We start from the raw sequence: 25,029 nt of genomic DNA on the forward strand, positions 1-25,029 counted from the left end.
CCGTTCGCCACTCGATTGAGGAAGCAAGCTCCCTCTCTCTCGTTCGACTTGCATGTGTTAGGCGCGCCGCCAGCGTTCGTCCTGAGCCAGGATCAAACTCTTTATAAATGATATTTATCACTTAAAAAGTGTTAAATCTTCTTCGCTCAGCACGCAATCGCTTGCGTCCTGTGTGAATTACTTTGTTTGGAATTGTTTAACGTGTTTTTCCAACACGAAAATAGGTTCCGTTACAAGTTTTTCGATATTGTTCAATTTTCAAGGTCCTGTGCGCCTCAGCCTTAGCGACTGACGACTTGATTATTTTACCACAGAAGTGATTTTTTGTCAAGCACTTTTTTCGGAAGCTTTTCGATCTTTTCGAACTTGTGGTTCGTTTTTCAACGTATCCATATTGGTTCTTTCGCTTTGCTTCTGCCGCTTTCAGAAGTCATTCTTTCCGGCGGCCCTTGGCGCTCAAGTATAATACCATATCCCTGAGCTCCTGTCAACACTTTTTTGCATCTTTTTTGAGTTTTTTCTATATTTCGCAAAATGAGTACTTCCGGGCAGGTTTTGCGACACTTTTCTGCCTGCTTTCCTTATTTATATTATAGGCACAGAAATCCCCGGCAGTCGATCTGACCGCCGGGGACTGCGTTTTCTTCTTACTGTTCCTGTTTCATCTGATGCAGGGTCAATCCTACTGCCACAGCAAGCATGGGCAGCACAGAGATCAAACCGATGGGCATGGGACCCAGTACATTATAATATGCATCTGCCGGGGTGATCAGTACCTGCGGCAGCGCCGCAATGGCATTGAAAGCCCCATGCGCAATGGCAGACACCCAGATACAGCCTGTTTTCTCGTAGAGGAGATCCAGCAGGGTGTTCAGGGCAAAGCAGACCACACACCACACTACAAGCCCCAGCACCGGTGCGCCCAGATAGTTTGTGCCGTACTCGTAACCCACCAGCAGCATCAGGGGCCAATGCCAGACACCCCACACAACGCCGCCCAACAGACGACCATTCAGCAGGCCGAACCGCTCCTTCAGGCGGGGCATCATGTAGCCGCGCCAGCCGACTTCCTCGCCCAGCGCGGGAAACATGTTGATGGCGGGGGCAAGGATCACCGCAAACAGCCCGTTTTGCAGCAGATAGCTGAGGGTAGAGACCCCCAGCTCGCTGCGCAGGGTCTGGGCATCCATCTCACCGCCGTAGGCGGCTACCAGCCAGCTGCAGGAAAAGTCCAGCCGGGAGGGGAACACGGCAAAATACAGCACTGCGCCCAGCAGGGTGAACACTGCCGGGCCAAACCACGCGGCCAGCCAGAACCGCCGTTTGCCCTGCACCTTCCAACCGATACCGACAGGCTGGCGCAGAAACACTTTTTGCACCAGCTGCACAGCCAGCAGCGGGCAAAACATAGTGGCGATCAGTGCCAGCTGATACAACACGGCATTCTTCTGCTGGAGCAGGGCCATACAGCCGCCCACCTGGCACAGCCACGCCAGACCAAAGGCAATCAGGAAATAAAGGGAAAAGCCCTGCTTTTCTTTTGCACTCATACAAATTTCACCGCCGTTCCGTAAGCAATGACCTCTGCCGCACCCTGCATGACACTGGCGGAGGCGTAACGCATCCCAACCACAGCATCGGCTCCCAGTTCCTCCGCATTCTTTGCCATACGGCCTGTGGCGATCTGCCGGGCCTCGGTGAGCATCTCAGCGTAGTCTGTGACTTCGCCGCCCACAAGGGTGCGGAACCCGGCCATGATGTCGTGGCCAAGGTTGCGGCTCTGCACGGTGCTGCCCCGCACCACCCCCAGAGCCTCGATCTTTTTACCGGGGACTTCGTTAATAGTTACGATAAGCATCTTCTTCTCCCTTTCCAATCTCTTTGAGACGATCCACCAGCACCTTCAGCGTGCCGATGATGCAGCCCGCCGGGATGCCGAACAGCACCACCAGCAGCGGCAGAGGCGGCACATCCTGCGGATCGACGCAGAACGCCCACGCCATGATGCCGATGGACAGCAGCATGATTGCAGTAAACAATCCGGCTCCCACCAGCGCACCCCGGACACGTTCTGCTTTCCGGTCTGTCTGCTCAATGTTCACAAAACTCACTCCCTGTTCTTCCTTTGCAGTCAGGCGCGCCAGCGTCTGTTCCACATCCAGTTCATTGAGGCTGACAGGTTCCCTTTGAAGCAGGGTGCAGAAGTTCACTGCCTCGTCCAGATCGGTGCGGCGGGTGTTCAAGCGTTCCAGCTGGCGGGTCATTCCCTCAGCCAGCGTGCACTCTCCCTCCAGCATCTGCCGGATCTCGGCCAGCGGCACATCCAGTTTGCGCAGCAGCTTGATGCGCCGCAGACGCTCGACATCCGCCTCCGAGTAACTGCGGTAGCCGTTGCCGGGCTCCCGCCGGGGGCTGATGAGCCCCTCTTCCTCATAAAAGCGGATATTCTTTTTGGTCACGCCCACGGCGGCTTCCACCTCGTTGATCTTCATTGGCTCTGCAGCCTCCTTACAGGCACCATCTTACACCTTCCAGAAAGGGGAAGGTCAATGGTTTTTTGAAAAAAGAACTCCCTTCGTCTCGCATTCGCTCGACACCTCCCTCAGAGAGGGAGGCTTACCGCACGGGCAGGCTCCCTCCTTGAGGGGGCTGTCTGCGGAGCAGACTGGGGGAGTTTCTTCCTTTAGAAATAGCACTTGATCTGGAACCGATCGGCATTGTCCTGCTTTTTCTCCACCACGATGCGCTCATGGTTGAAATCAAAGTGGACCGGGGTACACAGGTCGGTGTTGCGGGTCAGGCGGAGAAGCTCCTGCACCCGCTTTTTCTCCTCGGGCACATAGAACAGATAGCTCACGCCCTCCTTTTTGGCGCGGCCGGTGCGGCCGATCCGGTGGGTGTAATGTTCGTTGTCGCCGGGGACATCGTAGTTGATGACCGCATCCACATCCGAGACATCGATGCCGCGGGCGGCCACATCGGTGGCCACAAGGATAGCCAGCCTGCCGTCCCGGAAGTTCTGCATGATCTGGTTGCGTTCCTTCTGGGAGAGGTCGCCGTGGAGGCAGTCCACAGAGAAGCCCAGACGGGCCAGCTGGTTGGCCAGGGTGGCGGTATTGAACTTGGTATCGCAGAACACCATGACCCGCTTGTAGCCCTCGCCAATGATGATCTGGGCCAGGTCGGACAGCTTGTTGCGGCCGGAGGTCTCCAGCATGTACTGGGTGATCTTGGGCTGGCTCTCCTCCCTGGGCTGAACGGTGATCTCCTCGGCGTTGTTCTGATACAGCCAGCCGATGTCCATGACCTCGCGGCTGATGGTGGCGGAGAACATGGACAGGCTTTTGCGGGCCTTCATCAGCTCAATGATATGCCGCACATCCTTATAAAAGCCCATGTTCAGCATCTCATCGGCCTCGTCCAGCACCACCTGGGTCACATGGGCCAGATCGATGCTGTGGTGCTTATAGTGGTCCATCAGGCGGCCCGGGGTGGCCACCACGATCTGACACCCCTCTGCCAAACGCCTGGCCTGCTTTTCCATGTTGGCACCGCCGTACACGCAGGCCACCTGCACCTCAGGCATAAAGTAGGTCAGCTCGGTCAGCTCCTCGGCGATCTGCTGGGCAAGCTCCCGGGTGGGGGCCATGATCACAGCCTGCGGGTACTTTTTTTCCGGGTCGATATGTTCCGCCACCGGGATGCCGAAGGCACAGGTCTTGCCGGTGCCTGTGGGGGCCTTGGCGATCACATCCCGGCCTGCCAGCATCACAGGGATGGTCTTTTCCTGAATTTCTGTCATCTCTGCAAAACCCATCCGCTCCACGGCCTTGTGGATGGCTTCACTGCACTGCAACTCACTGTAAAGCATGTTTGATACTCCTTATCCTTCTACCCTTGTTTTGTTCAGTATACCATGAAACGCGGCGCTTGTCAGCACGCAAAAAGAGCCGCGCCCTTTGGGGGCACGGCTCTGCGGTTGGATCTGGGATGTACGCGCTCAGGCGGTCTCTTCCACGCTCTGAGTGGCGGCACGGCCTGCTTCCAGCTTCTGCTTGAAACGGCCGCTGGCCTTGAAGCCGGGGATGGAGGTGGACTCCAGACGGCTGGAGACCTTGGTCTTGGGGTTGGTGTAAGCCTTGGGCTTGCGGGGACGCATCTCAAAACGGCCAAAGCCGGCAATGGTCACCTTCTCGTCTGCACGCAGGCAGTCAGCGATCTGGTCAAACAAAGCGTCCATCGTGGTCTCGACCTGTGCTTCGGTAAAGCCGGTCTTGCGTGCCACGGTTTCGATCATCTGGGAACGAGTCATTGTATCGATATCCTCCTGGAACGTCCAAAAGTAACGTCTTTTGGCAAATTTTGCGTTGTTGAGTATAACAAATGCAGCCCCTCATTACGAGAGATTGCGCACGAAACGCATAATATTGCGCACGAGTTACATTTTGTGCGTTATTTTTTATGATACAGCGTTGCAATATCCACCAGCGGGATATTCTTCAGGTCATGGTCGCTGCGCAGGCAATCGACCAGTGCGTTGGCGGTATCCACAGCAGTGATGCAGGGGATGCTCAGCTCCACGGCCTTGCGGCGCAGGCGGACAGAATCGCGCTTGGGGTCACGGCCCTTGGCACTGGTGGAGAACACATAGTCCACCAGACCGCTCTGGAGCAGGTCCACGATGTTGGGGGACTCGCCGGACATGTTGCGCACCTCGTTGCAGGGGACCATGTGCTTGTTGAGCCATGCACAGGTGCCGGAGGTGCCGTACAGCTTGTAGCCCATGCTCTTGAGCTTCCAGGCGATATCCACGAACTCGGGCTTGTCGCTGTCCTTCACGGTGAAGATACAGCAAGAGGCGGGGCCGGGGGTCTTAAAGGTATAGCCCGCGCCGATCAGGCCCTTGAGCAGGGCATCGTGATAGTTGGGGGCAATGCCCAGCACCTCGCCGGTAGACTTCATCTCAGGGCCGAACTGGGTATCCACGCCGTGCAGCTTTTCAAAGCTGAACACAGGCACCTTAACGGCCACATAGGGGGCGTTGGGGTGCAGGCCGGTGCCGTAGCCCATATCTGCCAGCTTCTCGCCCAGGCAGCAGCGCACGGCCAGATCCACCATGGGCACGCCGGTGACCTTGGAGATGTAAGGCACGGTACGGGAGGAACGGGGGTTGACCTCGATGACATAGACCTTGCCGTTGGAAACAGCGTACTGGACATTGACCAGACCGGTGACGTGGAGCTCGCGGGCAAAGCGGCCGGTGTAATCCACTATGGTGTCGATCTCGGCCTGGGTCAGATGCTGTGCCGGGTAGACACAGATCGAGTCGCCGGAGTGGACACCGGTACGCTCCACCTGCTCCATGATGCCGGGGATGAGGAAGTTCTCGCCATCGCAGATGGCATCGACCTCACACTCGGTACCCATGATATACTTATCCAGCAGGACAGGGTGATCCATGTCCACATGCTCGGTGATAACGCCCATGTACTCGATGACATCGGCCTTGGTGTAGGCAACGATCATGTTCTGACCACCCAGAACGTAGGAGGGACGCATCAGGACAGGCAGGCCGATCTCATCGGCAGCAGCCAGAGCCTCCTCCAGATTGAACACGGTGCGGCCGGGCGCACGGGGGATCTTGCAGCGCTCCAGCAGCTCGTCGAAGCGCTCACGGTCCTCTGCCTCGTCAATGGCATCCGCCGGGGTGCCCAGGATGGGCAGGCCGATCTCATCCATGTGCTTTGCCAGCTTGATGGCGGTCTGGCCGCCGAACTGGACCACGCAGGCATCGGGCTTTTCGGTGGCGATGATGTTGTCCACACTCTCCGGGTTCAGGGGGTCGAAGTACAGACGGTCGCCGGTGTCAAAGTCGGTGGATACGGTCTCGGGGTTGTTGTTGACGAGGATAGCCTCGCAGCCGTGGTTCTTCAGGGTCCAGACACAGTGGACAGAGCAGTAGTCGAACTCGATGCCCTGACCAATGCGGATGGGGCCGGAACCAAAGACCAGCACCTTTTTCTTCTTGGGCTGGCCGTTGGCGGCAGCCTCTGCCTCTCTGGCAGCAATAAACTCGGCGGCCTCGTTGTCGCCGTCGTAGGTGGAGTAGAAGTACGGGGTGTTGGCCGAGAACTCAGCAGCACAGGTATCGACCATCTTGAAACCGGCGCGGTAGTTCTCCACAGGCAGAGCATCCACCTGTGCCAGACGCTTGATGGTCTTATCCTGGAAGCCATACTTCTTGGCGGTCTGATACTGCTCCAGGCTCAGAACACCGTTGCACTTTGCCAGACCCTTTTCCAGGTCAGCCAGGTGCTGCATCTTATCCAGGAACCACCAGTCGATCTTGGTGATCTTCCAGATGGTCTCGTGGTCGATGCCGCGCTTGAGGGCCTCGTAGACACAGAACACGCGCTCCGCATCCTGCACATGCAGGTGGGCCACGATCTCGTCATCGGTCAGCTCCTCAAAGGGCTTGTGGGTCAGGGTGTCCATACCCAGCTCGATGGAGGAGACCGCCTTCATCATGGCCGCCTCAAAGCTGTTGCCAATGCTCATCACCTCGCCGGTGGCCATCATCTGGGTGCCCAGAGACTTGTCGGCGTAGACGAACTTATCAAAGGGCCACTTCGGGTACTTGACCACGATGTAGTCCAGCGCAGGCTCAAAGCAGGCGCAGGTCTTGCCGGTGACATCATTGGTGATCTCGTCCAGCGTATAGCCGATGGCGATTTTGGTGGCCACCTTGGCAATGGGGTAACCGGTGGCCTTGGAGGCCAGAGCGGAAGAACGGGACACACGGGGGTTGACCTCGATGACCGCGTAATCGTAGCTGTCGGGCTTCAGGGCAAACTGGCAGTTGCAGCCGCCCTCAATGCCCAGCTCGGTGATGATATCCAGTGCAGCGGTGCGCAGCATCTGGTACTCGTGATCGGTCAGGGTCTGGGAGGGAGCCACGACCACAGAATCGCCGGTGTGGATACCGACGGGGTCCAGGTTCTCCATGTTGCAGACGGTGATCACGTTGCCCTTGTGGTCGCGCATGACCTCGTACTCGATCTCTTTCCAACCGGCGATGCACTTTTCCACCAGGATCTGATGGATGGGGGAAAGCCGCAGGCCGTTGGTGCCGATCTCGATGAGCTTTTCCTTGTTTTCGCAGATGCCGCCGCCGGTGCCGCCCATGGTAAAGGCAGGGCGGACAATGACGGGGTAGCCGATGCGGTCCGCACAGGCCAGCGCATCCTGCAGGGTCTCCACGACCTCAGAGGGGATGATGGGCTGATGCAGCTTTTCCATCGTCTCCTTGAACAGCTCACGGTCCTCGGCGCGGTCGATGGTCTCGGGCTTGCAGGCCAGCAGGCGGATGCCGGTGCGGTCCAGATAGCCGGAACGGGCCAGCTCCATGGAGAGGTTCAGGCCCATCTGACCGCCCAGGTTGGGCAGAACGGAGTCGGGCTTCTCGATCTCCAGGATGCGCTCCACCACCTCAAGGGTCATGGGCTCGATATAGACATGATCGGCCACATCCGGGTCGGTCATAATGGTAGCGGGGTTGGAGTTGAGCAGAACGGTCTCAATGCCCTCTGCTTTCAGGGCGCGGCACGCCTGGGTGCCGGAGTAGTCGAACTCAGCGGCCTGGCCGATGATGATGGGGCCGGAGCCGATGACCAGCACCTTTTTGATTCTGGGGTCCTTGGGCATTTCAGCGCACCTCCTTTTTTGCTGCTTTGACATTGTTCAGGAAGCGGTCGAACAGGAACTCCGTGTCTTTGGGGCCGCCGTTGGCTTCCGGGTGGAACTGGACTGTGAAGCAGTTCCACTTCTTGTACTTGATGCCCTCGCAGGTGCCGTCGTTGGCGTTCACCTGTGCCACCTCGCCCATCTCGGCAGGCAGCTCCTCGCCCACGACCGCATAGCCGTGGTTCTGGCTGGTGATGAAGGTGCGGCCCGACTCAAAATCAGTGACAGGCTGGTTGGCACCGCGGTGGCCATACTTCAGCTTCATGGTCTTGGCACCGGCGGCCAGAGCGCTGAGCTGGTGGCCCAGGCAGATGCCGAAGGTGGGGATGCCCAGCGCAAAGATCTGCTTCAGGTTCTCGATGACCTCCACCGGCTCGGCGGGGTCGCCGGGGCCGTTGGACAGCATGATGCCGTCCGGGTTCAGAGCAGCCACCTCCTCAGCGGTGGCAAAGGCGGGCATCACCGTTACCTTGCAGCCGCGCTTGACCAGGCAGCGCACGATATTGCGCTTGCAGCCGTAGTGCATCAGCACGATGTGGGTCTCGCCCTTCTCGTGAAAGACCTCGGGCTTCTCGCAGGTCACGCTCTTGACGGCATCCGTCACGGCATAGGCGCGGATGGTCTCCAGCAGCTTCTCCGTCTCGGCCTTGTTGGCAGGGTCAGCGGGGTCAAAGGTGGTCAGGATGGCACCGTTCATCACGCCGCTCTCCCGGATGATGCGGGTCAGGTGGCGGGTGTCGATGCCCTCGATGCCGATGGTATTGTTTTTCTTCAAAAAGCTGTCCAGCGTCTCCTCACAGCGCCAGTTGGAGGGGGTGGTGCAGGCCTCGCGCACAATGTAGCCCTTGGCCCAGATGCGGTCCGACTCCATATCGTCCTTGTTCATGCCGTAGTTGCCGATGAGGGGATAGGTCTGGGTGATGATCTGGCCGTAGTAGCTGGGGTCGGTCAGGGTCTCTTCAAAGCCCACCATACCGGTGGCAAAGACGACTTCGCCCACGGTAACGCCCTCAGCACCCACTGACTGGCCTGCAAAGACCATGCCGTTTGCCAAAAGAAGATAAGCGTTCATAGGTACTCCTTGTTTCAACACGGTTGTTGTCAAGTTACAGGGTCTGCTTGGCTTCCTGCTTCATCTTGCGGCTGCCCAGGTGCACCAGAGGCAGCTTGCCCTCCTTGCAGATGGGGCACTCCTCGGGTGCGTAGTTGGGCAGGTCCAGTTTCAGGGCGCTGGCCAGGATGGGAATGGGAGACGGAGCCTCAGGCTTGGTGCGGTCTACCACGCAGGTGATGCCCAGGCAGATGCCGCCGGCCTCTTCGATCACGCGCTTGGTCTCCAGGGAGGAGATGCCGGTGGTGACAACGTCCTCAGCAATGATGCACTTCTCACCCGGATGGATGGCAAAGCGCTTCAGGGTCATCACATTGTCCACGCGCTCGGTGAAGATGGCGCGCTTGCCGGTCTGGCGGGCCAGCTCGTAAGCATAGACGATGCCGCCCATGGCAGGTCCCACGATGACATCCACATCCAGCTTCTTGATCTGATCGGCCACAGCCTTCATTACCTCGGCGCAGCGGTCAGGGTACTGCTGCAGGTAGGCCATCTGGCAGTATGCGCTGGAATGGCGGCCGGAGGAGAGCAGGAAATGGCCCTCCAGGAATGCGTCACAGCTCTTCAGAATTTCAAGTGCTTCACTCATTGTAGTTCTCCCTCTCTTTTTTATGAAAAATATCTTTTGAACGGTATTGTACCACGCTTTTGCAGCAATTGCAAATTTATGCGCAAATTTTCACTTTATACGCATAATCCGTGGTTATTCTGGTATATCAGCTCGATTATTCAGCATTTCGTGCGCAGCCGCGGATCTCCTCCAGCGTTTTCACGCCGTGGGCATCCATCCACTGTGCCATCTCGTCGGCAATGGTCTCCATGGCGCGGGGGTTGGCAAAGTTTGCCGCGCCCACCTGTACCGCCGTGGCACCTGCCATGATGAATTCCAGTGCATCACGGCCGGTGGCAATGCCGCCCAGACCCACCACCGGGATGTTCACGGCACCCACAGCCTGCCAGACCATGCGCAGGGCAATGGGCCGCACCGCCGGGCCGGACAGACCGGCAAAGATGTTGTTGAACACCGGCTTGCGCTTTTCCAGATCGATGGCGCAGGCCTGGAAGGTGTTGGTCAGGCTGATGGCATCCGCACCGGCGGCCTCCACAGCCTTGCACATCTCAGGGATGTTCTCTGCCTGGGGGCTCAGCTTGACCATCAGGGGCTTTTTGCAGGCCGCGCGGACCATCCGCACCACCTCACCGGCAGCCTCGGCCTTCACGCCGTAGGCCATGCCGCCCACCTTGACGTTGGGGCAGGAGATGTTCAGCTCCACGATGTCCACTGCGCTCTCACTCAGCAGAGCCGCGCCCTCAACATACTCTTCCTCACTGTGTCCACCCAGGTTGGCAATGGCCACTGTGCCGTATTTCTGCTTGAGCTCCAGCATCTCGTTCAGTTCCACGTCAATGAAGTGCTGAACGCCGGGATTCTGCAGGCCGATGCTGTTGATGAGGCCGGAGGGGGTCTCCCACAGGCGCTCGCCCTTGTTGCCGTACTGACCGTGCAGGGTCAGGCCCTTGCCGGAGATGCCGCCGATCTTGGAAAAATCAGCCAGCTCTTCGTACTCCACACCGTAGCCCACAGTGCCGGAAGCGCCGATGACCGGGCTGTTCATCACAAAGCCCAGCAGGTTTGTTTTCAGGTCAGCCATCAGAAGAACACCTCCGTTGCATCAAAGACCGGGCCATTCTTGCACACGCTCTTGCCCTCGCCGCCCTTGGTCTCGCAGGTGCAGCCAAGGCAGGCACCAATGCCGCAGGCCATCTTCTTTTCCAGGCTCACGAAGCAGGGAGTGCCCTTTTCGGCACAGATCCGGGCAGCGTTTTTCATCATCACGGTGGGGCCGCAGATCAGCACGGCATCGTAATCTGCCGGGTCATACAGCTGGGTCACAAAGCCGTGGAAACCCACCGCGCCGGTATCGGTGGAGACCTTTACCACATTTGCAATAGAGCGGTACTCCTCCATGCAGTAGGGGGTATCCCGGAAGCCGAAGAACACGTCCGGCTTAACACCGGCAGCTGCCAGTTCCCGGGTGACCTGATACATGGGGGCGGTGCCAATGCCGCCGCCCACCACAGCGATCTTATGGTATTGTTCGGCCAGGGCCGGGATATCAAAGCCGTTGCCCATGGGGCCGGTCAGCTGGAAGGTATCGCCGGTCTTCAGCTGGGCAATTTTGTGAGTGCCTTCGCCGATGACCTGATACAGGAACTCAATGGTCTGGGTCTCCGGCTCCCACTTGTGCACGCTGATGGGGCGGGACAGGAAGGGGGCCTCATCGGCACCCCAGGCACGCAGGGTAAAGAACTGCCCGGCGTGGGGGGCATGTTCCCGGTCAGGCCAGAGGGCACGCAGGAGCCGGATGTCCGGCAGGATGCTCTCATGGCTCAGAACGGTGGCTTCACAGCAGGCTGCACGCATGAGCAATGGCCTCCTTCATGTTCACACACTCGTTGTAAGCGGCCTCATCAAAGGCCACGCCGGGCTGCTTCTTGTAGGCCAGCAGGATGCCGCGGCTGGAGTTGACCACGCCGCCGTTGCCCTTGGTCAGGTACTGGGCAATATCCTCCGCCTTGCCGCCCTGTGCGCCGTAGCCGGGGATGAGGAAGAAGCTGTCCTGATACTTGGCGCGGATCTCGGTGGCCTCCTCGATGTGGGTGCCGCCGATGACCAGACCGATGGAGGAGTAGCCGTGCTCGCCCATGTAGTCCTTGCCCAGAGCGTTCAGCTTGTCGCCCACCAGATCGTAGACGTGGCGGCCGTCTGCCAGCTTCTCATACTCAAAGTCCTTGGCACCGCCGTTGGAGGTGCGGCAGAGGACGAACATACCCTTGCCCTGCTTTTCGGCATAGGGCAGGTAGGGGCTGATGGAATCCAGACCCATGTAGGGGGCCAGGGTGACGAAATCGGACTCGAAGTCGCCGGTGAAGTGACCCATGGCGTACATCTCGGCGGTCTTGGCGATATCGCCGCGCTTGATATCGGCGATGACAGGGATACCGGCCTCGCGGACAGCGGCCAGGGTCTCGGCGTAGGCCTTCATGCCCTCCAGACCCAGGGACTCGTAGTATGCGATCTGCACCTTGTAGCAGCCAGCCACAGCCTTGGTGGCATCGATGAGCTTCTTGTTGAAGCGGACGATGTTCTCCCCCTTGGTCAGGGTGGTGTCCACAAAGTCAGCGGGCAGGTAGCTGAAATCAGTGTCCAGACCCACACATACCGGGCCGCGGGCTGCAACTGCTTCGTAAAGCTTGTCCATGTTTGTCATTGTCGGGTTCCTCCATACTCTCTTATTACGAATTAAACCTCTCAGTCAGCGCTGACGCGCTGCCAGCTCCCCTAGTAGGGGAGCCCTTGGCAAAGAGGTGAAGTGATACGTTCTGACTTTTATTCCTCCGCCTGATAGGTCAGCTTGCCGCCCTTGATGGTAGCATAGACCCTGCCGTAGAGCTGTGCACCATCAAAGGGGCAGTTATGGCTCTTGGAGTGCAGCTTTTCTTTGTCCACAGTGTAGGGGGTGTCGAGATCCACCAGCACGAAGTCTGCATCGTAGCCGGGCTCCAGCTGGCCCTTGGCAAGGCCCAGGATCTCTGCCGGGCGGGTGCTCATCAGGTGCACCAGCAGTTCCAGCGGCAGGCCCTCTTCCCTGCAGAGCTTGGTGTAGCAGACCCCAAAGGCGGTCTCGCTGCCCACCATACCGGCCATGCCCTTCAGCTTGTCCTCCTCGGAGTGGGGAGCGTGGTCGGTGGCAATGGCATCCACCACACCGGAACGGATACCATCGATGAGCGCCTGCACATCATCCGCAGTGCGGATGGGCGGGTTGACCCGGTAATCGCAGGTCTCATTGTTGAACCACAGGTGATGCGGGGTCACCTCGCAGGTCACAGGTGCGCCGCGCAGCTTTGCCATCTGGATGGCCTCCAGCGCGCCCCGGGTGGAAACGTGGCACATGTGCAGCCTGGTCTGGTAGTACTCGCTCAGCCAGCAGTTGCGCACGGTCTCCAGGTCTTCAGCCAGCCGGTAATCCCAGGGGCTGATCTCCATATCCTCGGCGTGGCTCATCACAGTGATATCCCGCTGGGTGCAGATGGCAAAGGCCCGGGCCATGGTGGCGTTGTCCTGCACACCGTGGCCATCCTCGGTGATGAACTTCACGCTGGCGGGCAGGGTCTTGAGGTGGTCGATGGTCTTGCCGTCAAAGTTCTCGGTGATGGAAACGGTCTGGTTCACATCGCACAGGCCCACCTCGGCGGCCTTCTGCTCCACCATGGCTGCCTGTGCGGCAGAGGAGCAGACGGGCTTTGTGTTGGGCATCAGGTTGACAAAGGTGTAGCCGCCTGCGGCCGCAGCCATGCTTCCGGTGGCGATGTCCTCCTTATATTCAAAGCCCGGGGTGCGCCAGTGGCAGTGCAGGTCCACAAAGGCGGGCAGCACGGTCAGCCCGCCGGCATCGAGGACAGTCTCCCCCTCCCCGGCCAGTGCGGAAAGATCCTGACCCACGGCGGCGATCTTTCCGTCTTTCACGAAAAGCTCCACCGGGCGGCCCGCAGCGTTTACAGCGTTGATGAGCAGCATATTCTTTTACCTCCCTGTTCGTATTTCGGATGGGCGGATGCGGGCATTGCAGCCCGCGGACAGGCAAAAAAAAGAACTTTTCCACAAACGGAAAAGTTCAAAAAGCGAAAAAAGGAAACACGGAACCCACCGCAAAAACGGCTGCAAACTGCTTTTTCAGTTCAGCGTTCATTTTTGACAGCATTCGTCCGCTTCTCCTTTTCCTTCGCATTTGTTTTCGTTATATTTTATCATAGAAACGCAAAATGTGTCAATGCTTTCTGTAAGATTCCTGTGTGAAAAGGTTTTGACTGTATCTCCCGGAATTTTGGCTACTCTACCGAAAACCCGTTTCCCGCCCCATAATCCCTGCGTGGAGGGGGATTTTTCTCCGTCAATTCCTACCAAAGCACTGTACATTGAAGTTTGCATGTGTTATTATAGTATCTGTCAAAAAGAGAGGGCCGCACCGAGGCGGCTGAACAAAAGGGAGGGTTCCCCACATGAGCTTATTGGAGGACGCACGGAACATCCAGCGCAAAGACCCCGCCGCACGCAGCGTGCTGGAGGTCATCCTGCTGTACCCCGGCTTCCATATCCTGGTCTACCACCGCATTGCCCACTGGCTGTATGAGCACGGGCACTTTTTCCTTGCCCGCTGGGTCAGCCAGCACGGCCGCCACAAGACCGGCATCGAGATCCACCCCGGTGCCCGGATCGGCAGGTGCCTGTTCATCGACCACGGCATGGGCATCGTGTTCGGCGAGACCACCGTGATCGGCGATAACTGCACCATCTACCACGGCGTGACGCTGGGCGGCACCGGCAAGGACACCGGCAAGCGCCACCCCACCCTGGGCAACAATGTGCTGATCGGCGCGGGCACCAAGGTGCTGGGCCCGGTGTATATCGGCGATAACGCCCGCATCGGCGCAGGCAGCGTTGTGCTGCGCAACCTGCCCGCCAACTGCACCGCCGTGGGCGTGCCCGCCGAGGTGGTGCGCATCAACAACAAGGCCGTCAACCCCGCCGATGACCTGGACCAGCAGGATCTGCCGGATGTCATGGCCCAGCGCCTCACCGAGCTGGACCGCCGCATCAGCAGGCTGGAAAAGGACGCGCAGGGGGATGTGCCCCCCAGCATCCACGAGGTCATCCAGAAACAGCAGCGCTGAACCTCTCGGTCCCACTTTGCGTGCCAGCTTTCCTCATAGGGGAGCCGCTGGCATGGCGGTACTATCCGCAAAAACTGAACAAAGCTTCTACAAAATGAAAGCAGCTGCGCTCCGCACACACGGAACGCAGCTGCTTTTCTGTTATTTACAAGGAGTTTCAGCCAGTTCTTTGACCTTTTGTGCCGCTGCCGCCACCAGCTGGCCGATGGGCTGGTCGGGCACGCCCACCACGATGTTCTCACAGTGGTTGATGGGCACCAGCACCCGCCGGGCAGGGCTCTGGCAGACTGCCGCCGCCATGGCGGGGGTGATTTCGCCCAGCAGCGCATCGGCGATCACAATGCCGATGGGCCCCACGATAACATCCGCGGTGCGGCAGTTCACGACCACGGCGTTCTCGCCGGTGGCGGCGCGGACCGTCCCCGCCTTGAGCATGGCCGAAGTCGCAAGGCTGTTGGTGCCCACGGCGGTCAGCCGGGCTTCCGGGCAGGCGGCAGAGATGGCCGCCACCAGCTGGCGGCCCAGACCGCCGCCCTGGCCGTCAATGACCAGAACGTTCATCAGAAGTCGATCTCCTCCAGCCGCAACAGGGCGATGATGTAGATCTTCAGGGCCTCCAGCAGCTTATCGATGGGAGCTGCCTCGTTGGCACCGTGCATCGGGCCGCCGAACTCAGGCAGCACCATGTCCTCGTGCTCGGGGCCAAAGCTCACCGCATAGGGGAAGTGGCGGGCATAGGTGCCGCCGCCCATGGTAAAGGGCGTGGCATTCTCGCCGGTGACCTCGTTGTAGGTCTCGATGCAGGCCTTGATGGCGGGGGTATCGGCTGCAATATAGAAGGGCTCGGCACCCTCGGCCTTCTCCAGAGAAGCACCCGTGCCAATGGCAGCTTTGATCTGCTCCTTCATCTTCTCGGCATTGGTGCAGGTGGGGTAACGGCTGTCCATGGTCTGGACGATCCGGCCCTCCCGCATGAAGATGCGGCCGCCGATGATGGTCAGGGGGCCGAAGGGGCCGTCGGCGCAGTCGATGCCCAGGCCGGTGCCTGCGGTGGAAGCGTGCAGCTTTTTCAGGGCTTCCAGATAGGCGCGCTCTGCATCGTTGCACAGACCGTTGTCCAGCAGGTAGTTCACCACCAGACCGATGGCGTTGACCGTGCCCTCGGGCATGGCGGCATGGCCGCTCTTGCCCCAGCCCCGGATACGCACCCCATTGCCTTCCGGCTCCAGCGTGATGTTGGGGGCATTTTTCAGCTTGGTGATGTCAGTCTCCACCAGTGCGCTGGCGCGGTCGGGGACTGCATTGTTGGCAACGCCGCCCTCGAACTCCTTGATCTCGCCGTTGCACACCGGGCTGACCAGCTCCGCACCGAAATGGCCCTTCTCGCCGTTGCACACCGGGAACTCTGCATCCGGGGTGAAGCAGAACACCGGGGCCGGGTAGTTCTTGAGGTAGTATTCCACATCGTTCATGTGGGTCTCTTCGTTGTCACCAACCATTGCGCGGATGGGATACCGCAGGGAAACGCCCTCCTCCTTGAGGAACTTCAGGGCGTACAGGGTAGCCACCATGGGGCCTTTGTCATCGGCTACACCACGGCCGATCATCCAGCCGTCCTGGATCTGCATCTTGAAGGGGTCCTGGCTCCAGCCGTTGCCCACGGGCACCACGTCCACATGGCAGATGGTCGCCAGATACTTCTCGGGGTCTGCACCGGCCAGCTCGGCATAGCCGATGTAGTTCTCGCAGTTGCGGGTCGCCAGACCCATGCCTGCAGCCAGCTCCAGCGTCTTGTCCAGCGCTGCGCGGGGGCCTGCGCCGAAGGGTGCGCCCTCCTCCGGGGTGCCCTCTACACTGTCAATGGCCACCAGCGCCGCAATATCCTGCAGCAGCTGCTCCTTGTTTTCCGCAATATATGCGTCAATTTTCTGATTCAGTGCCTGATCCATGTTCTACAACGTCCTTTCTGACCGGAAGCGGCTTCCGGTTTTCACACAACTATTATTCAGTGTAGCATACTGCGGGCAGAAAAGCTACCGGCATTTTACACGACAAAAGCGCCCGCGTTTTGTCAGCCTGCCGCAAACAGCCCGCTGACCGCGCCCAGCAGCCCGGCGCTTGCCAGACCCATGATGATGCCCGCCAGCAGCACACCACCCATGCAGGCAATGAGAACATCCTTGAACTTCATGTCCAGAATGGAGGCTGCCAGCGTACCGGTCCAGGCACCGGTGCCGGGCAGCGGGATCCCCACAAAGAGCAGCAGGGCAACGGTCAGACCCTTGCCGGCCTTTTCCTCCAGTTTGCGGCCGCCCTTTTCCCCCTTGGTGATGAAGAACTTGCACACCGGCCCGATGACCGGTTTGTGGTAGCCCCAGATGAGGAATTTGCGGGCAAACAGATAGATAAAGGGCACCGGCAGCATATTGCCGAGCACGCAGACCAGATAGGTGGGCAGGGCGGGCAGGCCCATGCCCAGCCCAATCGGAATGGCACCGCGCAGTTCAATGACCGGCACCATCGAGACAAAAAACACCATCAGATAATTCTTGAGCATCCAGGTTTCTCCTTATCATAAGATCATGATCGTAACGGCTTACAGGTCGATGACCAGCTCCACCGGGCAGTGGTCGGAGCCAAACACCTCGTTGTGGATCTCGGCGGCGGTCACCTTGTCGGCGATGCGGTTTGAAACGATGAAATAATCAATGCGCCAGCCCGCGTTCTTTTCCCGGGCGTGGAAGCGGTAGCTCCACCAGCTGTACTTCACCTCGTCCGGGTGGACAGCGCGGAAGGTGTCGGTAAAGCCCGCTGCCAGCAGCTCAGTCATCTTGGCCCGCTCCTGGTCAGTGAAGCCCGCGCTCATCCGGTTGGTCTTCGCATTCTTGATGTCGATCTCGGTGTGGGCCACGTTCAGGTCACCGCAGAGGATGACCGGCTTTTTCGCGTCCAGCTCCAGCAGGTAGGCCCGGAACGCATCTTCCCAGGTCATGCGGTAGTCCAGCCGCTTCAGGCCGTCCTGACTGTTGGGCGTGTAGCAGTTGACCAGATAGAAGCCGGGATATTCCAGCGTCAGCACCCGGCCCTCGTGGTCGTGCTCCTCCCTGCCGATGCCGGTGGTCACGGCCAGCGGGGCCGTTTTGCACCAGCAGGCCGTGCCGGAGTAGCCCTTTTTCTCGGCGGAGTAGGTGTACTCGGTGTAGCCCTCGGGGGCAAAATCAGCCTGCCCCGGCTGCATCTTGGTCTCCTGCACCGAGAAGATGTCGGCATCCAGCGCCGCAAAGCTTGCGGCAAAATCGTGGGTCAGGCAGGCCCGCAGGCCGTTGACGTTCCAGCTGATCAGTTTCATATCCTGTTCCTTTCTTATGCCTGATATTTTGTTTTCCATGCGCCGCTCTTCATGCGCGCCACAAAGCAGATGACACGGCAGACCCAGTCAATGACCATGGCGATCCAGACACCCACAGCGCCCCAGCCCATCTTGACACAGAGCAGGTAGCTGAATCCCAGCCGCCAGATGGCCATGCTGAGCACAGAGACCACCATGGTAAATTTCACATCGTTGGCCGCGCGCAGGGCGTTGGGCAGAACAAAGGAGGCCGGCCACAGGAACAGGCCGCTGCCTGCGTGGATCTGCACCAGCAGGATAGCCAGCACCATGGTCTCGCCGGAGAGGGCGTAGATGCCCACCAGCGGCTTGAGGAAGAGCAGGATGCCGCCGTTGAAGATCCCCATAGAGATGTAGGCCCAGAGCAGCAGCTTGCGGGTGTAGAAAACGGTCTGCTCATTGTCCCCTGCGCCAACGCAGCGGCCCACCACCGTGATCATGGCCAGACCAATGGCCTGCCCCGGGATGCAGCCCATGCCGTCCAGATTGTTTGCCACGGCATTGGCGGCGATCTGCACGGTGCCGAAGGTGGAGATCATGCTCACCACCAGAATGCGGCCCGCCTGGAACAGGCTGTTCTCAAAGGCAGACGGGATGCCGATGCCCAGGATGCGCTTTGCCATCCGGCCATCCAGCCGGAGCGTTCTGGGCACGGTGAGCATGTGGCCCTTCTGGTAGCAGCGGTTCAGGATGAGCACCGCCGCCACAGCACGGGAGAGGACACTGGGCCAGGCAACACCGTCCACGCCCATGCCCAGCACAAAGATGCAGACCGCATTGCCCACGATGTTGATGATGTTCATCAGGATGCTGATCTGCATGGAGATTTTGGAGTTGCCCATGCTGCGGAAGAGCGCCGCACCGGCATTGTACATGGCCAGGAACGGGTAGCTGACCGCTGTGATGCGCAGGTAGAGCACACCGGCCTCCAGTACGTCGGCATCGATGCTGCCATAGCACAGCCGGATCATGGGACGGGCCAGCACAAAGCAGAACACCCCCACACCCACGCCCAGCAGAGCGCTGAGCAGGATCAGCTGACCCGAGCTTGCGTTGGCGTGCTTCTGCTCCTTTGCACCCAGATACTGGCTGACCACCACCGCGCCGCCGGTGGCCAGCGCCGCAAACAGCACGATGATGAGGTTGTTGATCATATCCACCAGGCTGACACCCGAGATGGCGGCTTCGCCGCAGCGGGAGACCATCATGGTATCGGCCATGCCCACCGTCACGGCCAGCAGCTGCTCCACCAGCAGCGGCCCCACCAGCCTGAGCAGGTCACGCTGGCTGAACAGCGGGGCCCGCCCGCCAAAGCATGGAGCCTTGTTTTGTGCAATCGTATGTTCCATTCTATCCCTCGCTTCTTCCCACACCTTTTCTGCCCTTCCGGGCCGCAGAGCGTCTTTTCCTCATAGATGTATCCATCATAACACAGCCGCATCCTGTTGTAAAGAATCAGCTTCTGTAATTCCGAGCCTCTGCCCCGGCCCGTGCTTGTTTCATCACTTTGCCAAACGCATCTCTCCCATTTTTGTGCGTTGTGACAAAATTACTTTTTTTGCTCGAACAAGAGAACTTTTTTCAAAAAAGCTCTTGTATTTTTCTGTGAAAAGTGTTATCTTGTATCCAACAGGAGCGTCAGTTGGATACAAAGCGAAACGACGCGCTTTCCTTTCCGGCACTCCTGTTGTTCATCCTTCTATTATTATGCTATTTTCTTCATTTACCTTCTTATCATTTAGCCTGTCCTGCAAAGGACAAACAAAAAACGCTTCCCCACCTGCACGGGGGAGCGTTTTTTGTTTGTCTGCCGCCCACCATAGAAAAGCGCCCTGCACCTTTCACGGTACAGGGCGCTTTGCGTTTCAGTTTTACAGCGCTGCAACAGCGGCCTTGAGCTCATCCACGCGGTCGGTGTTCTCCCACTTCACGCCCAGATCCTCGCGGCCCATGTGGCCGTAGGCGGCCAGCTTGCGGTAGATGGGTTTCCGCAGGCCGAGGTCACGGATGATGGCGGCGGGGGTCAGGTCAAAGACCTTCTCCACTGCCTGCTCGATCTTCTCATCGGCCACGGTGCCGGTGCCAAAGGTATCCACCATGATGGACACAGGCTTTGCCACGCCGATGGCGTAGGCCACCTGCACCTCACACTGCTTGGCCAGACCGGCAGCCACGATGTTCTTGGCCACCCAGCGGGTCGCATAAGCGGCACTGCGGTCCACCTTGCTGGGGTCCTTGCCGGAGAATGCGCCGCCGCCGTGGCGGGCGTAGCCGCCGTAGGTGTCAACGATGATCTTGCGGCCGGTCAGGCCGCTGTCACCCTGCGGGCCGCCCACAACAAAGCGGCCGGTGGGGTTGATGTAGTACTTGGTGTTCTCATCCAGCAGCTCGGCAGGGATGGTGGCCTTGATGACCTTCTCCATGATATCGGCCCGGAGCTGCTCCATGGTCACGCTCTCGCTGTGCTGGCTGGAGATGACAACTGCGTCCACACGGATGGGCTTGTTGTTCTCGTCGTACTCCACGGTGACCTGGCTCTTGCCGTCCGGGCGCAGGTAATCCAGCTCGCCGCTCTTGCGCACCTCAGTCAGCTTCTTGGCCAGCTTGTGGGCCAGGCTGATGGGCATGGGCATCAGCTCAGGGGTCTCATCGCAGGCATAGCCGAACATCATGCCCTGGTCACCGGCACCGCCCACCTGGTCGTTGGTGCCCAGTGCGATATCGGGGCTCTGGCCGTCGATGTTGGAGATAACGGCACAGGTGTCAGCATCAAAGCCGTACTTTGCACGGGTGTAACCGATCTCAGAGATGACCTCGCGGACGATCTTCTGGAAATCGACATAGCAGCTGGTGGTGATCTCGCCCATGATGTGGACCAGACCGGTGGAAGCGCAGGTCTCGCAGGCCACGCGGGCATCGGGGTCGTGGGTCAGGATCTCGTCCAGGATGGCATCGGAGATCTGGTCGCAGATCTTGTCAGGATGTCCCTCGGTGACGGACTCAGAAGTAAACAGGTGTCTTGCCATAAATTTTGTCCTCCATGTGTGTGGTGAATCTTGCACAGCTTCATACACGTCCATCAAGTTTGCGCAAACAAAAACGCTCAGAACCGAAGCTCTGAGCGTTTGCACTCTTATCTTTCGGTTTCCCGCAGGATTTGGCACCTTATGCTCATCGCACAGGTTGTCGGGCTTCACAGGGCCTGTCCCCTCAGCCGCTCTTGATAAGTCGGTATTCAGTTGTTTTCTGAGAGATATCTTATCATCTCTTCGTCAGATTGTCAAGAAGAGTATCACTCTTTTTAGACATCTCAACGAAATTGATTAGGATTTCCCCTAGAAGTGCCGGGAGTTTCTTGATGCTCTCTTAGTAACCCTTGGCCTGTTCGCCGTTCAGCAGCTTGACCGCGCGGGAGGTGCCCAGACGGTCTGCGCCCAGAGCGAGGAACTTTTCCATATCCTCCACGGTGGAGATGCCGCCGGCAGCCTTGACCTTGCAGCGGCCATGCACACCCTTGACCATCAGCTCCACATCGTGGAAGGTAGCGCCTGCGGTGGAGAAGCCGGTGCTGGTCTTGATGTAGTCAGCGCCTGCCTCGCAGACGATGTCGCACATCTTTTCCTTTTCCTCGTCGGTCAGCAGGCAGGTCTCAATGATGACCTTGAGCACCTTGTCGCCCACAGCCTGCTTCACGGCACGGATGTCCTCACGGACAGCATCGTACTCCTTGTTCTTCAGGCGGCCAATGTTGATGACCATGTCCACCTCGGCTGCGCCGTTGGCGATGGCAGTCCTGGCCTCAAAGGCCTTGCTGGCGGTATCCATAGCACCCAGAGGGAAACCCACCACGCAGCACACCGGGATGCGGCCCGCCATATACTCGACCGCCTGCTTTACATAGCAGGTGTTGATGCAGACGGATGCGGTGTGGTTGGCAATGGCCTCATCACAGATGGTCTGGATCTGGGGCCAGGTGGCCTCGGGCTTCAGCAGGGTATGATCGACATGGGAGAGGATTTCTTCACGGGTCATATTATTTTCCTCCATCAATTCTTGCTGGCACGGCGGACCTTTGCCATGCCCACAGCGCTCAGGGCAATTGCCGTTACGGATGCGGTGGCACCAATGATGCCCAGAACAAGACCGGAAACCAGGAATGCAAAACCTTTCAGACCACGTTTCATAATACCGTACCTCCATTGTTTTGTTACTTAAAACTCCCTCAGTCACCTTCGGTGACAGCTCCCTCTGAGAGGGAGCCTTGTCGGCAAATGCAAGGCAATGCCTCCCTCCCAGAGGGAGGTGGCTGCACCGTAGGTGCAGACAGAGGGAGTTACTTTTTCTTAAAGATGATCAGCTTACTGAACACATAGTTCAGCACAATCACCAGTACATTGGAAAACACTTTCACCACCATGCCCCACAGTGACTGGAGGTCTCCGGTGACAAAAATTGCCGTGGGGCCATCGGCCCCGCCGATGACGGCAATGGCAGCGCTGGAATCCGTTGTGTGGACCATTGTGGATGTAATGCCCACCAGCGTTTCGGGGTTCAGGTGGGTGAACACGCCCGTCAGCAGCCCCTCCATCCACGCGGCACCCTGCGCGGCCATCAGGTTGCCGCCGATCATCATAATGGCGGCATCCAGTACCATGGTGCCCAGACGGCAGGTGACAAATGCACCAAACTCCTTTGCCATCGCCCTGCCTCTGGTCTTGCTGTTGAACACAAAGGCCCGGTTGGTGGCGTAGGCAAACAGGATGCAGAGGATGTTGTCCAGCACATTGCCCCAGCTGTTGGCGGCTGTGTAGCCGAACAGCCTGTTGAACAGCGCGTACAGCACAATATTCAGCAGGGTGGTCAGCACGCCGAAGATCAGGTAGGAGATGACCTCCCAGTGCTTCTTTAACCAGTTAATCATACCGTCAAACCTTCCTCATTCAGTCCAAAGTTCCCGGTTTTGCCAAGGGCTCCCCTATTAGGGGAGCTGGCAAAGCCGCAAGGCTTTGACTGAGAGATTTAACAAAAACAGCCCCGCCGCCGTTACCCGGCAACGGGGCTGCAGTCGCATTGTGTCTGAAACTCAGCGAACCACGGACTGATTACTCAGCGTCGTCGTTCAGCAGAGCCTTCATGGACAGGCTGATGCGCTTCTTGTCGAAGTCAACATCCAGCAGCTTCACATCGACCATATCGCCGACCTTCAGTGCGTCGGAGACCTTCTCAACGCGATCATTGCTGATCTCGCTGATGTGGACCAGACCGTCAACACCCGGCAGGATGCGGACGAATGCACCGAACTTGGTCAGGGACACGACCGGAGCATGGAAGGTGCTGCCGATGGGGTAGTTGTTCTTCAGCTGCTCCCAGGGGTTGTCCTCAGCCTTCTTGTAGCCCAGAGAAACCTTGTGGTTCTCGGTGTCGATGTCCTTCACATACACTTCGATGGTGTCACCAACGGAGACAACCTCGGAGGGATGCTTGATGCGGTTCCAGCTCAGCTCGCTGATGTGGCACAGGCCGTCCACACCGCCGATATCGACGAATGCACCGTAAGAGGTCAGGCTCTTGACAACGCCGGTGTAGGTCTTGCCCACCTCGACATTTGCCCAGAACTCCTCACGCTTTGCCTTGTTCTGCTCAGCGGTGACCTTGTTGATGCTGCCGACGATCTTGCGGCCGGAGCACTCGGTAACAACCAGCTGGACATGCTGGCCAACCAGAGCAGTGTAGTCCTCGTCACGGCGCATCGTGGCCTGAGAACGGGGAACGAACACCTTAACACCCTTGACGTTGACGACAACGCCGCCCTTGTTGAACTCGGTGACATCGCCCTCGACGACCTCGCCGGATTCAGCAGCCTTGGCGATCTCTTCCATGCCCTTGCGAGATGCGAGCTTCTTGCGGGAGAGCTGGATAACGCCGTCCTGGTCCATAACCTTCTCGACGATGAGGTCCAGCTCATCGCCAACCTTCACCAGGTCTTCGACCTTGGCGGAGGAATCATCGGTCAGCTCGCTCAGCTTGACAAAGCCGGTCTGCTTGGCTCCGATATCCACCTGGATCTCGTTGGCAGAGATGCTGGTCACGATTCCTTTCACAATACTGCCTGCATGAACACGCTTCTCCTCGGATGCGTTCAGCATCTCCTCGAAGCTCATGCTGTCATTGATTTCTGCGCTCATACTGTTAAGTACCTCCTCAATAATAGACGATGGCGTTGAAGCCCCTGCTGTTACGCCCGCCGTTTTTACATCTGCAAACCATTCCGGCCGAAGTTCGCTCGCTGTCTCGACCGTCACGGCTTTCGTATGCTTTGCGGCGACCTGTACCAGCTTTTGGGTATTGGAAGAATGATGACCGCCAATGACAACAATGATGTCGCATTGTTGGCTGAGGTCTTCCGCTTCCTGTTGCCTCGCCCACGTCGCATTACATATTGTATCAAAAATTCGGGCGTTTGTATAGGCTTTTTTGAGAAACTCCGAACTTTCTTGCCATTTTGTTACCTGAAATGTGGTCTGTGCAACCGCAAAAATGGGCTTTTGGGGGTCAGAAGGGCCTTTCCAGGCCTTCAGCTCGTCCAGATCGCTGAACACAAATACCTCTCCCCGGGTATGGCCCACGATGCCCTGCACCTCGGGGTGGGCAGCATCACCGGCCACCAGAAGCACCGCGCCCTCGGCCTCGGCCCGGGCGGCAATGCTCTGGATCTTCTTCACAAAGGGGCAGGTGGCATCGTGGTAAACAAGGCCGCGCTGCTCCAAAGTATCATAGATGGTGCGGGGCACGCCGTGGCTGCGGATGATGACCTCGTACCCGGTGGGGATATCGTCCACGGTATCAGCCACCAGCGCACCGCGCCTTTCCATATCGGCCACCGCCTGCGGGTTATGGATCAGCGGGCCCAGCGTTGCCACCTTATGGCCCTCGTTCAGCAGATTGTAGGTCAGCTCCACCGCGCGGTTCACGCCAAAGCAGAAGCCAGCGGTTTTGGCAAGACGAATTTCCATAGCGTTTCTCCTTCTCTAAACCTCTCAGCCTCGCATTC

The 25,029-nt window shown here is 58.7% G+C and carries 24 protein-coding genes, 1 rRNA gene and 1 riboswitch; of the genes, 1 reads left to right on the forward strand and 24 read right to left on the reverse strand.

The window, feature by feature from the left end:
• The 13 genes from J3351_RS02540 to J3351_RS02600 form a co-directional block, all read right to left on the reverse strand.
• A 16S ribosomal RNA gene (locus J3351_RS02540) occupies window positions 1-108 on the reverse strand; the annotation flags it as partial.
• A 539-nt stretch (window positions 109-647) separates the two neighbouring features.
• A complete protein-coding gene (locus J3351_RS02545) occupies window positions 648-1,550 on the reverse strand; it encodes a CPBP family intramembrane glutamic endopeptidase (RefSeq protein WP_207697067.1) in 903 nt (300 codons plus the stop codon).
• Window positions 1,547-1,858, reverse strand: a complete 312-nt coding sequence (locus J3351_RS02550; protein WP_005929259.1) for a heavy metal-binding domain-containing protein — start codon at window positions 1,856-1,858, stop codon at window positions 1,547-1,549. Before J3351_RS02550 ends, J3351_RS02545 begins: the two co-directional genes overlap by 4 nt.
• A complete protein-coding gene (locus J3351_RS02555) occupies window positions 1,839-2,492 on the reverse strand; it encodes a MerR family transcriptional regulator (protein WP_207697068.1) in 654 nt (217 codons plus the stop codon). Before J3351_RS02555 ends, J3351_RS02550 begins: the two co-directional genes overlap by 20 nt.
• A gap of 191 nt (window positions 2,493-2,683) precedes the next feature.
• Window positions 2,684-3,871: a DEAD/DEAH box helicase gene (locus tag J3351_RS02560; RefSeq protein ID WP_005929262.1), complete on the reverse strand. Its 1,188-nt coding sequence runs from the start codon at window positions 3,869-3,871 to the stop codon at window positions 2,684-2,686.
• 129 nt (window positions 3,872-4,000) lie between these two features.
• Entirely contained in the window at window positions 4,001-4,312 is a 312-nt protein-coding gene (locus J3351_RS02565; RefSeq protein WP_207697069.1) for an HU family DNA-binding protein, read from the reverse strand.
• 140 nt (window positions 4,313-4,452) lie between these two features.
• The gene (carB, locus tag J3351_RS02570) at window positions 4,453-7,704 is read right to left on the reverse strand and encodes a carbamoyl-phosphate synthase large subunit (protein WP_207697070.1); all 3,252 of its coding nucleotides are present in this window, start codon (window positions 7,702-7,704) and stop codon (window positions 4,453-4,455) included.
• 1 nt (window position 7,705) lies between these two features.
• Complete coding sequence (locus J3351_RS02575; protein ID WP_005929268.1) at window positions 7,706-8,815, reverse strand: carbamoyl phosphate synthase small subunit; 1,110 nt, start codon at window positions 8,813-8,815, stop codon at window positions 7,706-7,708.
• A 34-nt stretch (window positions 8,816-8,849) separates the two neighbouring features.
• On the reverse strand, window positions 8,850-9,443 hold the full coding sequence (pyrE, locus tag J3351_RS02580) for an orotate phosphoribosyltransferase (protein ID WP_035393285.1): 594 nt from the start codon (window positions 9,441-9,443) through the stop codon (window positions 8,850-8,852).
• 136 nt (window positions 9,444-9,579) lie between these two features.
• The gene (locus tag J3351_RS02585) at window positions 9,580-10,506 is read right to left on the reverse strand and encodes a dihydroorotate dehydrogenase (protein WP_005929272.1); all 927 of its coding nucleotides are present in this window, start codon (window positions 10,504-10,506) and stop codon (window positions 9,580-9,582) included.
• Window positions 10,506-11,279, reverse strand: coding sequence for a dihydroorotate dehydrogenase electron transfer subunit (locus J3351_RS02590; protein WP_005929274.1), 774 nt, complete (start codon window positions 11,277-11,279; stop codon window positions 10,506-10,508). Before J3351_RS02590 ends, J3351_RS02585 begins: the two co-directional genes overlap by 1 nt.
• A complete protein-coding gene (pyrF, locus tag J3351_RS02595; RefSeq protein ID WP_117506121.1) occupies window positions 11,260-12,126 on the reverse strand; it encodes an orotidine-5'-phosphate decarboxylase in 867 nt (288 codons plus the stop codon). Before pyrF ends, J3351_RS02590 begins: the two co-directional genes overlap by 20 nt.
• 119 nt (window positions 12,127-12,245) lie before the next feature.
• Window positions 12,246-13,436: a dihydroorotase family protein gene (locus tag J3351_RS02600; RefSeq protein WP_005929278.1), complete on the reverse strand. Its 1,191-nt coding sequence runs from the start codon at window positions 13,434-13,436 to the stop codon at window positions 12,246-12,248.
• Window positions 13,437-13,918: 482 nt separating this feature from the next.
• Between J3351_RS02600 and epsC the strand changes: the two genes are divergently transcribed.
• Entirely contained in the window at window positions 13,919-14,590 is a 672-nt protein-coding gene (gene epsC, locus J3351_RS02605; protein WP_097772761.1) for a serine O-acetyltransferase EpsC, read from the forward strand.
• A 141-nt stretch (window positions 14,591-14,731) separates the two neighbouring features.
• On the opposite strand, the gene J3351_RS02610 is transcribed toward epsC, so the two are convergent.
• From J3351_RS02610 to J3351_RS02660, 11 genes are all read right to left on the reverse strand, one after another.
• A complete protein-coding gene (locus J3351_RS02610; protein WP_098923257.1) occupies window positions 14,732-15,151 on the reverse strand; it encodes a DUF3842 family protein in 420 nt (139 codons plus the stop codon).
• Window positions 15,151-16,539: a Sapep family Mn(2+)-dependent dipeptidase gene (locus J3351_RS02615; protein ID WP_207697071.1), complete on the reverse strand. Its 1,389-nt coding sequence runs from the start codon at window positions 16,537-16,539 to the stop codon at window positions 15,151-15,153. The genes J3351_RS02610 and J3351_RS02615 overlap by 1 nt, the downstream gene beginning before the upstream one ends.
• A 122-nt stretch (window positions 16,540-16,661) precedes the next feature.
• Window positions 16,662-17,147, reverse strand: a complete 486-nt coding sequence (locus tag J3351_RS02620) for a small multi-drug export protein (protein ID WP_097769953.1) — start codon at window positions 17,145-17,147, stop codon at window positions 16,662-16,664.
• Between the two features lie 39 nt (window positions 17,148-17,186).
• Window positions 17,187-17,939 (reverse strand): exodeoxyribonuclease III, encoded by a 753-nt coding sequence (locus tag J3351_RS02625; protein ID WP_035393287.1) that lies wholly within the window; start codon window positions 17,937-17,939, stop codon window positions 17,187-17,189.
• Between the two features lie 14 nt (window positions 17,940-17,953).
• Window positions 17,954-19,327, reverse strand: a complete 1,374-nt coding sequence (locus J3351_RS02630) for an MATE family efflux transporter (protein WP_207697072.1) — start codon at window positions 19,325-19,327, stop codon at window positions 17,954-17,956.
• Between the two features lie 153 nt (window positions 19,328-19,480).
• Window positions 19,481-19,660, reverse strand: a complete 180-nt coding sequence (locus J3351_RS02635) for a hypothetical protein (RefSeq protein WP_207697073.1) — start codon at window positions 19,658-19,660, stop codon at window positions 19,481-19,483.
• A gap of 189 nt (window positions 19,661-19,849) precedes the next feature.
• Window positions 19,850-21,004 (reverse strand): methionine adenosyltransferase, encoded by a 1,155-nt coding sequence (metK, locus tag J3351_RS02640; RefSeq protein ID WP_117534534.1) that lies wholly within the window; start codon window positions 21,002-21,004, stop codon window positions 19,850-19,852.
• A gap of 104 nt (window positions 21,005-21,108) precedes the next feature.
• Window positions 21,109-21,208, reverse strand: a riboswitch (SAM riboswitch).
• Between the two features lie 136 nt (window positions 21,209-21,344).
• Entirely contained in the window at window positions 21,345-22,010 is a 666-nt protein-coding gene (deoC, locus tag J3351_RS02645; RefSeq protein WP_207697074.1) for a deoxyribose-phosphate aldolase, read from the reverse strand.
• A 14-nt stretch (window positions 22,011-22,024) separates the two neighbouring features.
• Window positions 22,025-22,162, reverse strand: coding sequence for a hypothetical protein (locus J3351_RS02650; protein WP_005929299.1), 138 nt, complete (start codon window positions 22,160-22,162; stop codon window positions 22,025-22,027).
• A 149-nt stretch (window positions 22,163-22,311) separates the two neighbouring features.
• Window positions 22,312-22,899, reverse strand: coding sequence for a GtrA family protein (locus J3351_RS02655; protein ID WP_207697075.1), 588 nt, complete (start codon window positions 22,897-22,899; stop codon window positions 22,312-22,314).
• 181 nt (window positions 22,900-23,080) lie between these two features.
• Window positions 23,081-24,991 (reverse strand): bifunctional 4-hydroxy-3-methylbut-2-enyl diphosphate reductase/30S ribosomal protein S1, encoded by a 1,911-nt coding sequence (locus J3351_RS02660; RefSeq protein ID WP_005929303.1) that lies wholly within the window; start codon window positions 24,989-24,991, stop codon window positions 23,081-23,083.
• Window positions 24,992-25,029: the final 38 nt, after the last annotated feature.

It is taken from the genome of Faecalibacterium sp. Marseille-Q0746, from assembly GCF_017377595.1.
In the GTDB taxonomy this organism is placed as follows: Bacteria; Bacillota; Clostridia; order Oscillospirales; family Ruminococcaceae; genus Faecalibacterium; species Faecalibacterium duncaniae.

Coding starts and splice junctions, on each gene's coding strand:
- J3351_RS02655 (WP_207697075.1), bottom strand. CDS start 22,899: ATGATTAACTGGTTAAAGAAGCACTGGGAGGTCATCTCCTACCTGATC.
- J3351_RS02600 (WP_005929278.1), bottom strand. CDS start 13,436: ATGCTGCTCATCAACGCTGTAAACGCTGCGGGCCGCCCGGTGGAGCTT.
- deoC (WP_207697074.1), bottom strand. CDS start 22,010: ATGACCCGTGAAGAAATCCTCTCCCATGTCGATCATACCCTGCTGAAG.
- J3351_RS02630 (WP_207697072.1), bottom strand. CDS start 19,327: ATGGAACATACGATTGCACAAAACAAGGCTCCATGCTTTGGCGGGCGG.
- J3351_RS02560 (WP_005929262.1), bottom strand. CDS start 3,871: ATGCTTTACAGTGAGTTGCAGTGCAGTGAAGCCATCCACAAGGCCGTG.
- metK (WP_117534534.1), bottom strand. CDS start 21,004: ATGGCAAGACACCTGTTTACTTCTGAGTCCGTCACCGAGGGACATCCT.
- pyrE (WP_035393285.1), bottom strand. CDS start 9,443: ATGAGTGAAGCACTTGAAATTCTGAAGAGCTGTGACGCATTCCTGGAG.
- J3351_RS02575 (WP_005929268.1), bottom strand. CDS start 8,815: ATGAACGCTTATCTTCTTTTGGCAAACGGCATGGTCTTTGCAGGCCAG.
- pyrF (WP_117506121.1), bottom strand. CDS start 12,126: ATGACAAACATGGACAAGCTTTACGAAGCAGTTGCAGCCCGCGGCCCG.
- J3351_RS02590 (WP_005929274.1), bottom strand. CDS start 11,279: ATGCGTGCAGCCTGCTGTGAAGCCACCGTTCTGAGCCATGAGAGCATC.
- J3351_RS02625 (WP_035393287.1), bottom strand. CDS start 17,939: ATGAAACTGATCAGCTGGAACGTCAACGGCCTGCGGGCCTGCCTGACC.
- J3351_RS02660 (WP_005929303.1), bottom strand. CDS start 24,991: ATGGAAATTCGTCTTGCCAAAACCGCTGGCTTCTGCTTTGGCGTGAAC.
- J3351_RS02565 (WP_207697069.1), bottom strand. CDS start 4,312: ATGACTCGTTCCCAGATGATCGAAACCGTGGCACGCAAGACCGGCTTT.
- J3351_RS02550 (WP_005929259.1), bottom strand. CDS start 1,858: ATGCTTATCGTAACTATTAACGAAGTCCCCGGTAAAAAGATCGAGGCT.
- J3351_RS02545 (WP_207697067.1), bottom strand. CDS start 1,550: ATGAGTGCAAAAGAAAAGCAGGGCTTTTCCCTTTATTTCCTGATTGCC.
- carB (WP_207697070.1), bottom strand. CDS start 7,704: ATGCCCAAGGACCCCAGAATCAAAAAGGTGCTGGTCATCGGCTCCGGC.
- J3351_RS02585 (WP_005929272.1), bottom strand. CDS start 10,506: ATGGCTGACCTGAAAACAAACCTGCTGGGCTTTGTGATGAACAGCCCG.
- J3351_RS02610 (WP_098923257.1), bottom strand. CDS start 15,151: ATGAACGTTCTGGTCATTGACGGCCAGGGCGGCGGTCTGGGCCGCCAG.
- epsC (WP_097772761.1), top strand. CDS start 13,919: ATGAGCTTATTGGAGGACGCACGGAACATCCAGCGCAAAGACCCCGCC.
- J3351_RS02620 (WP_097769953.1), bottom strand. CDS start 17,147: ATGCTCAAGAATTATCTGATGGTGTTTTTTGTCTCGATGGTGCCGGTC.
- J3351_RS02555 (WP_207697068.1), bottom strand. CDS start 2,492: ATGAAGATCAACGAGGTGGAAGCCGCCGTGGGCGTGACCAAAAAGAAT.
- J3351_RS02650 (WP_005929299.1), bottom strand. CDS start 22,162: ATGAAACGTGGTCTGAAAGGTTTTGCATTCCTGGTTTCCGGTCTTGTT.
- J3351_RS02615 (WP_207697071.1), bottom strand. CDS start 16,539: ATGGATCAGGCACTGAATCAGAAAATTGACGCATATATTGCGGAAAAC.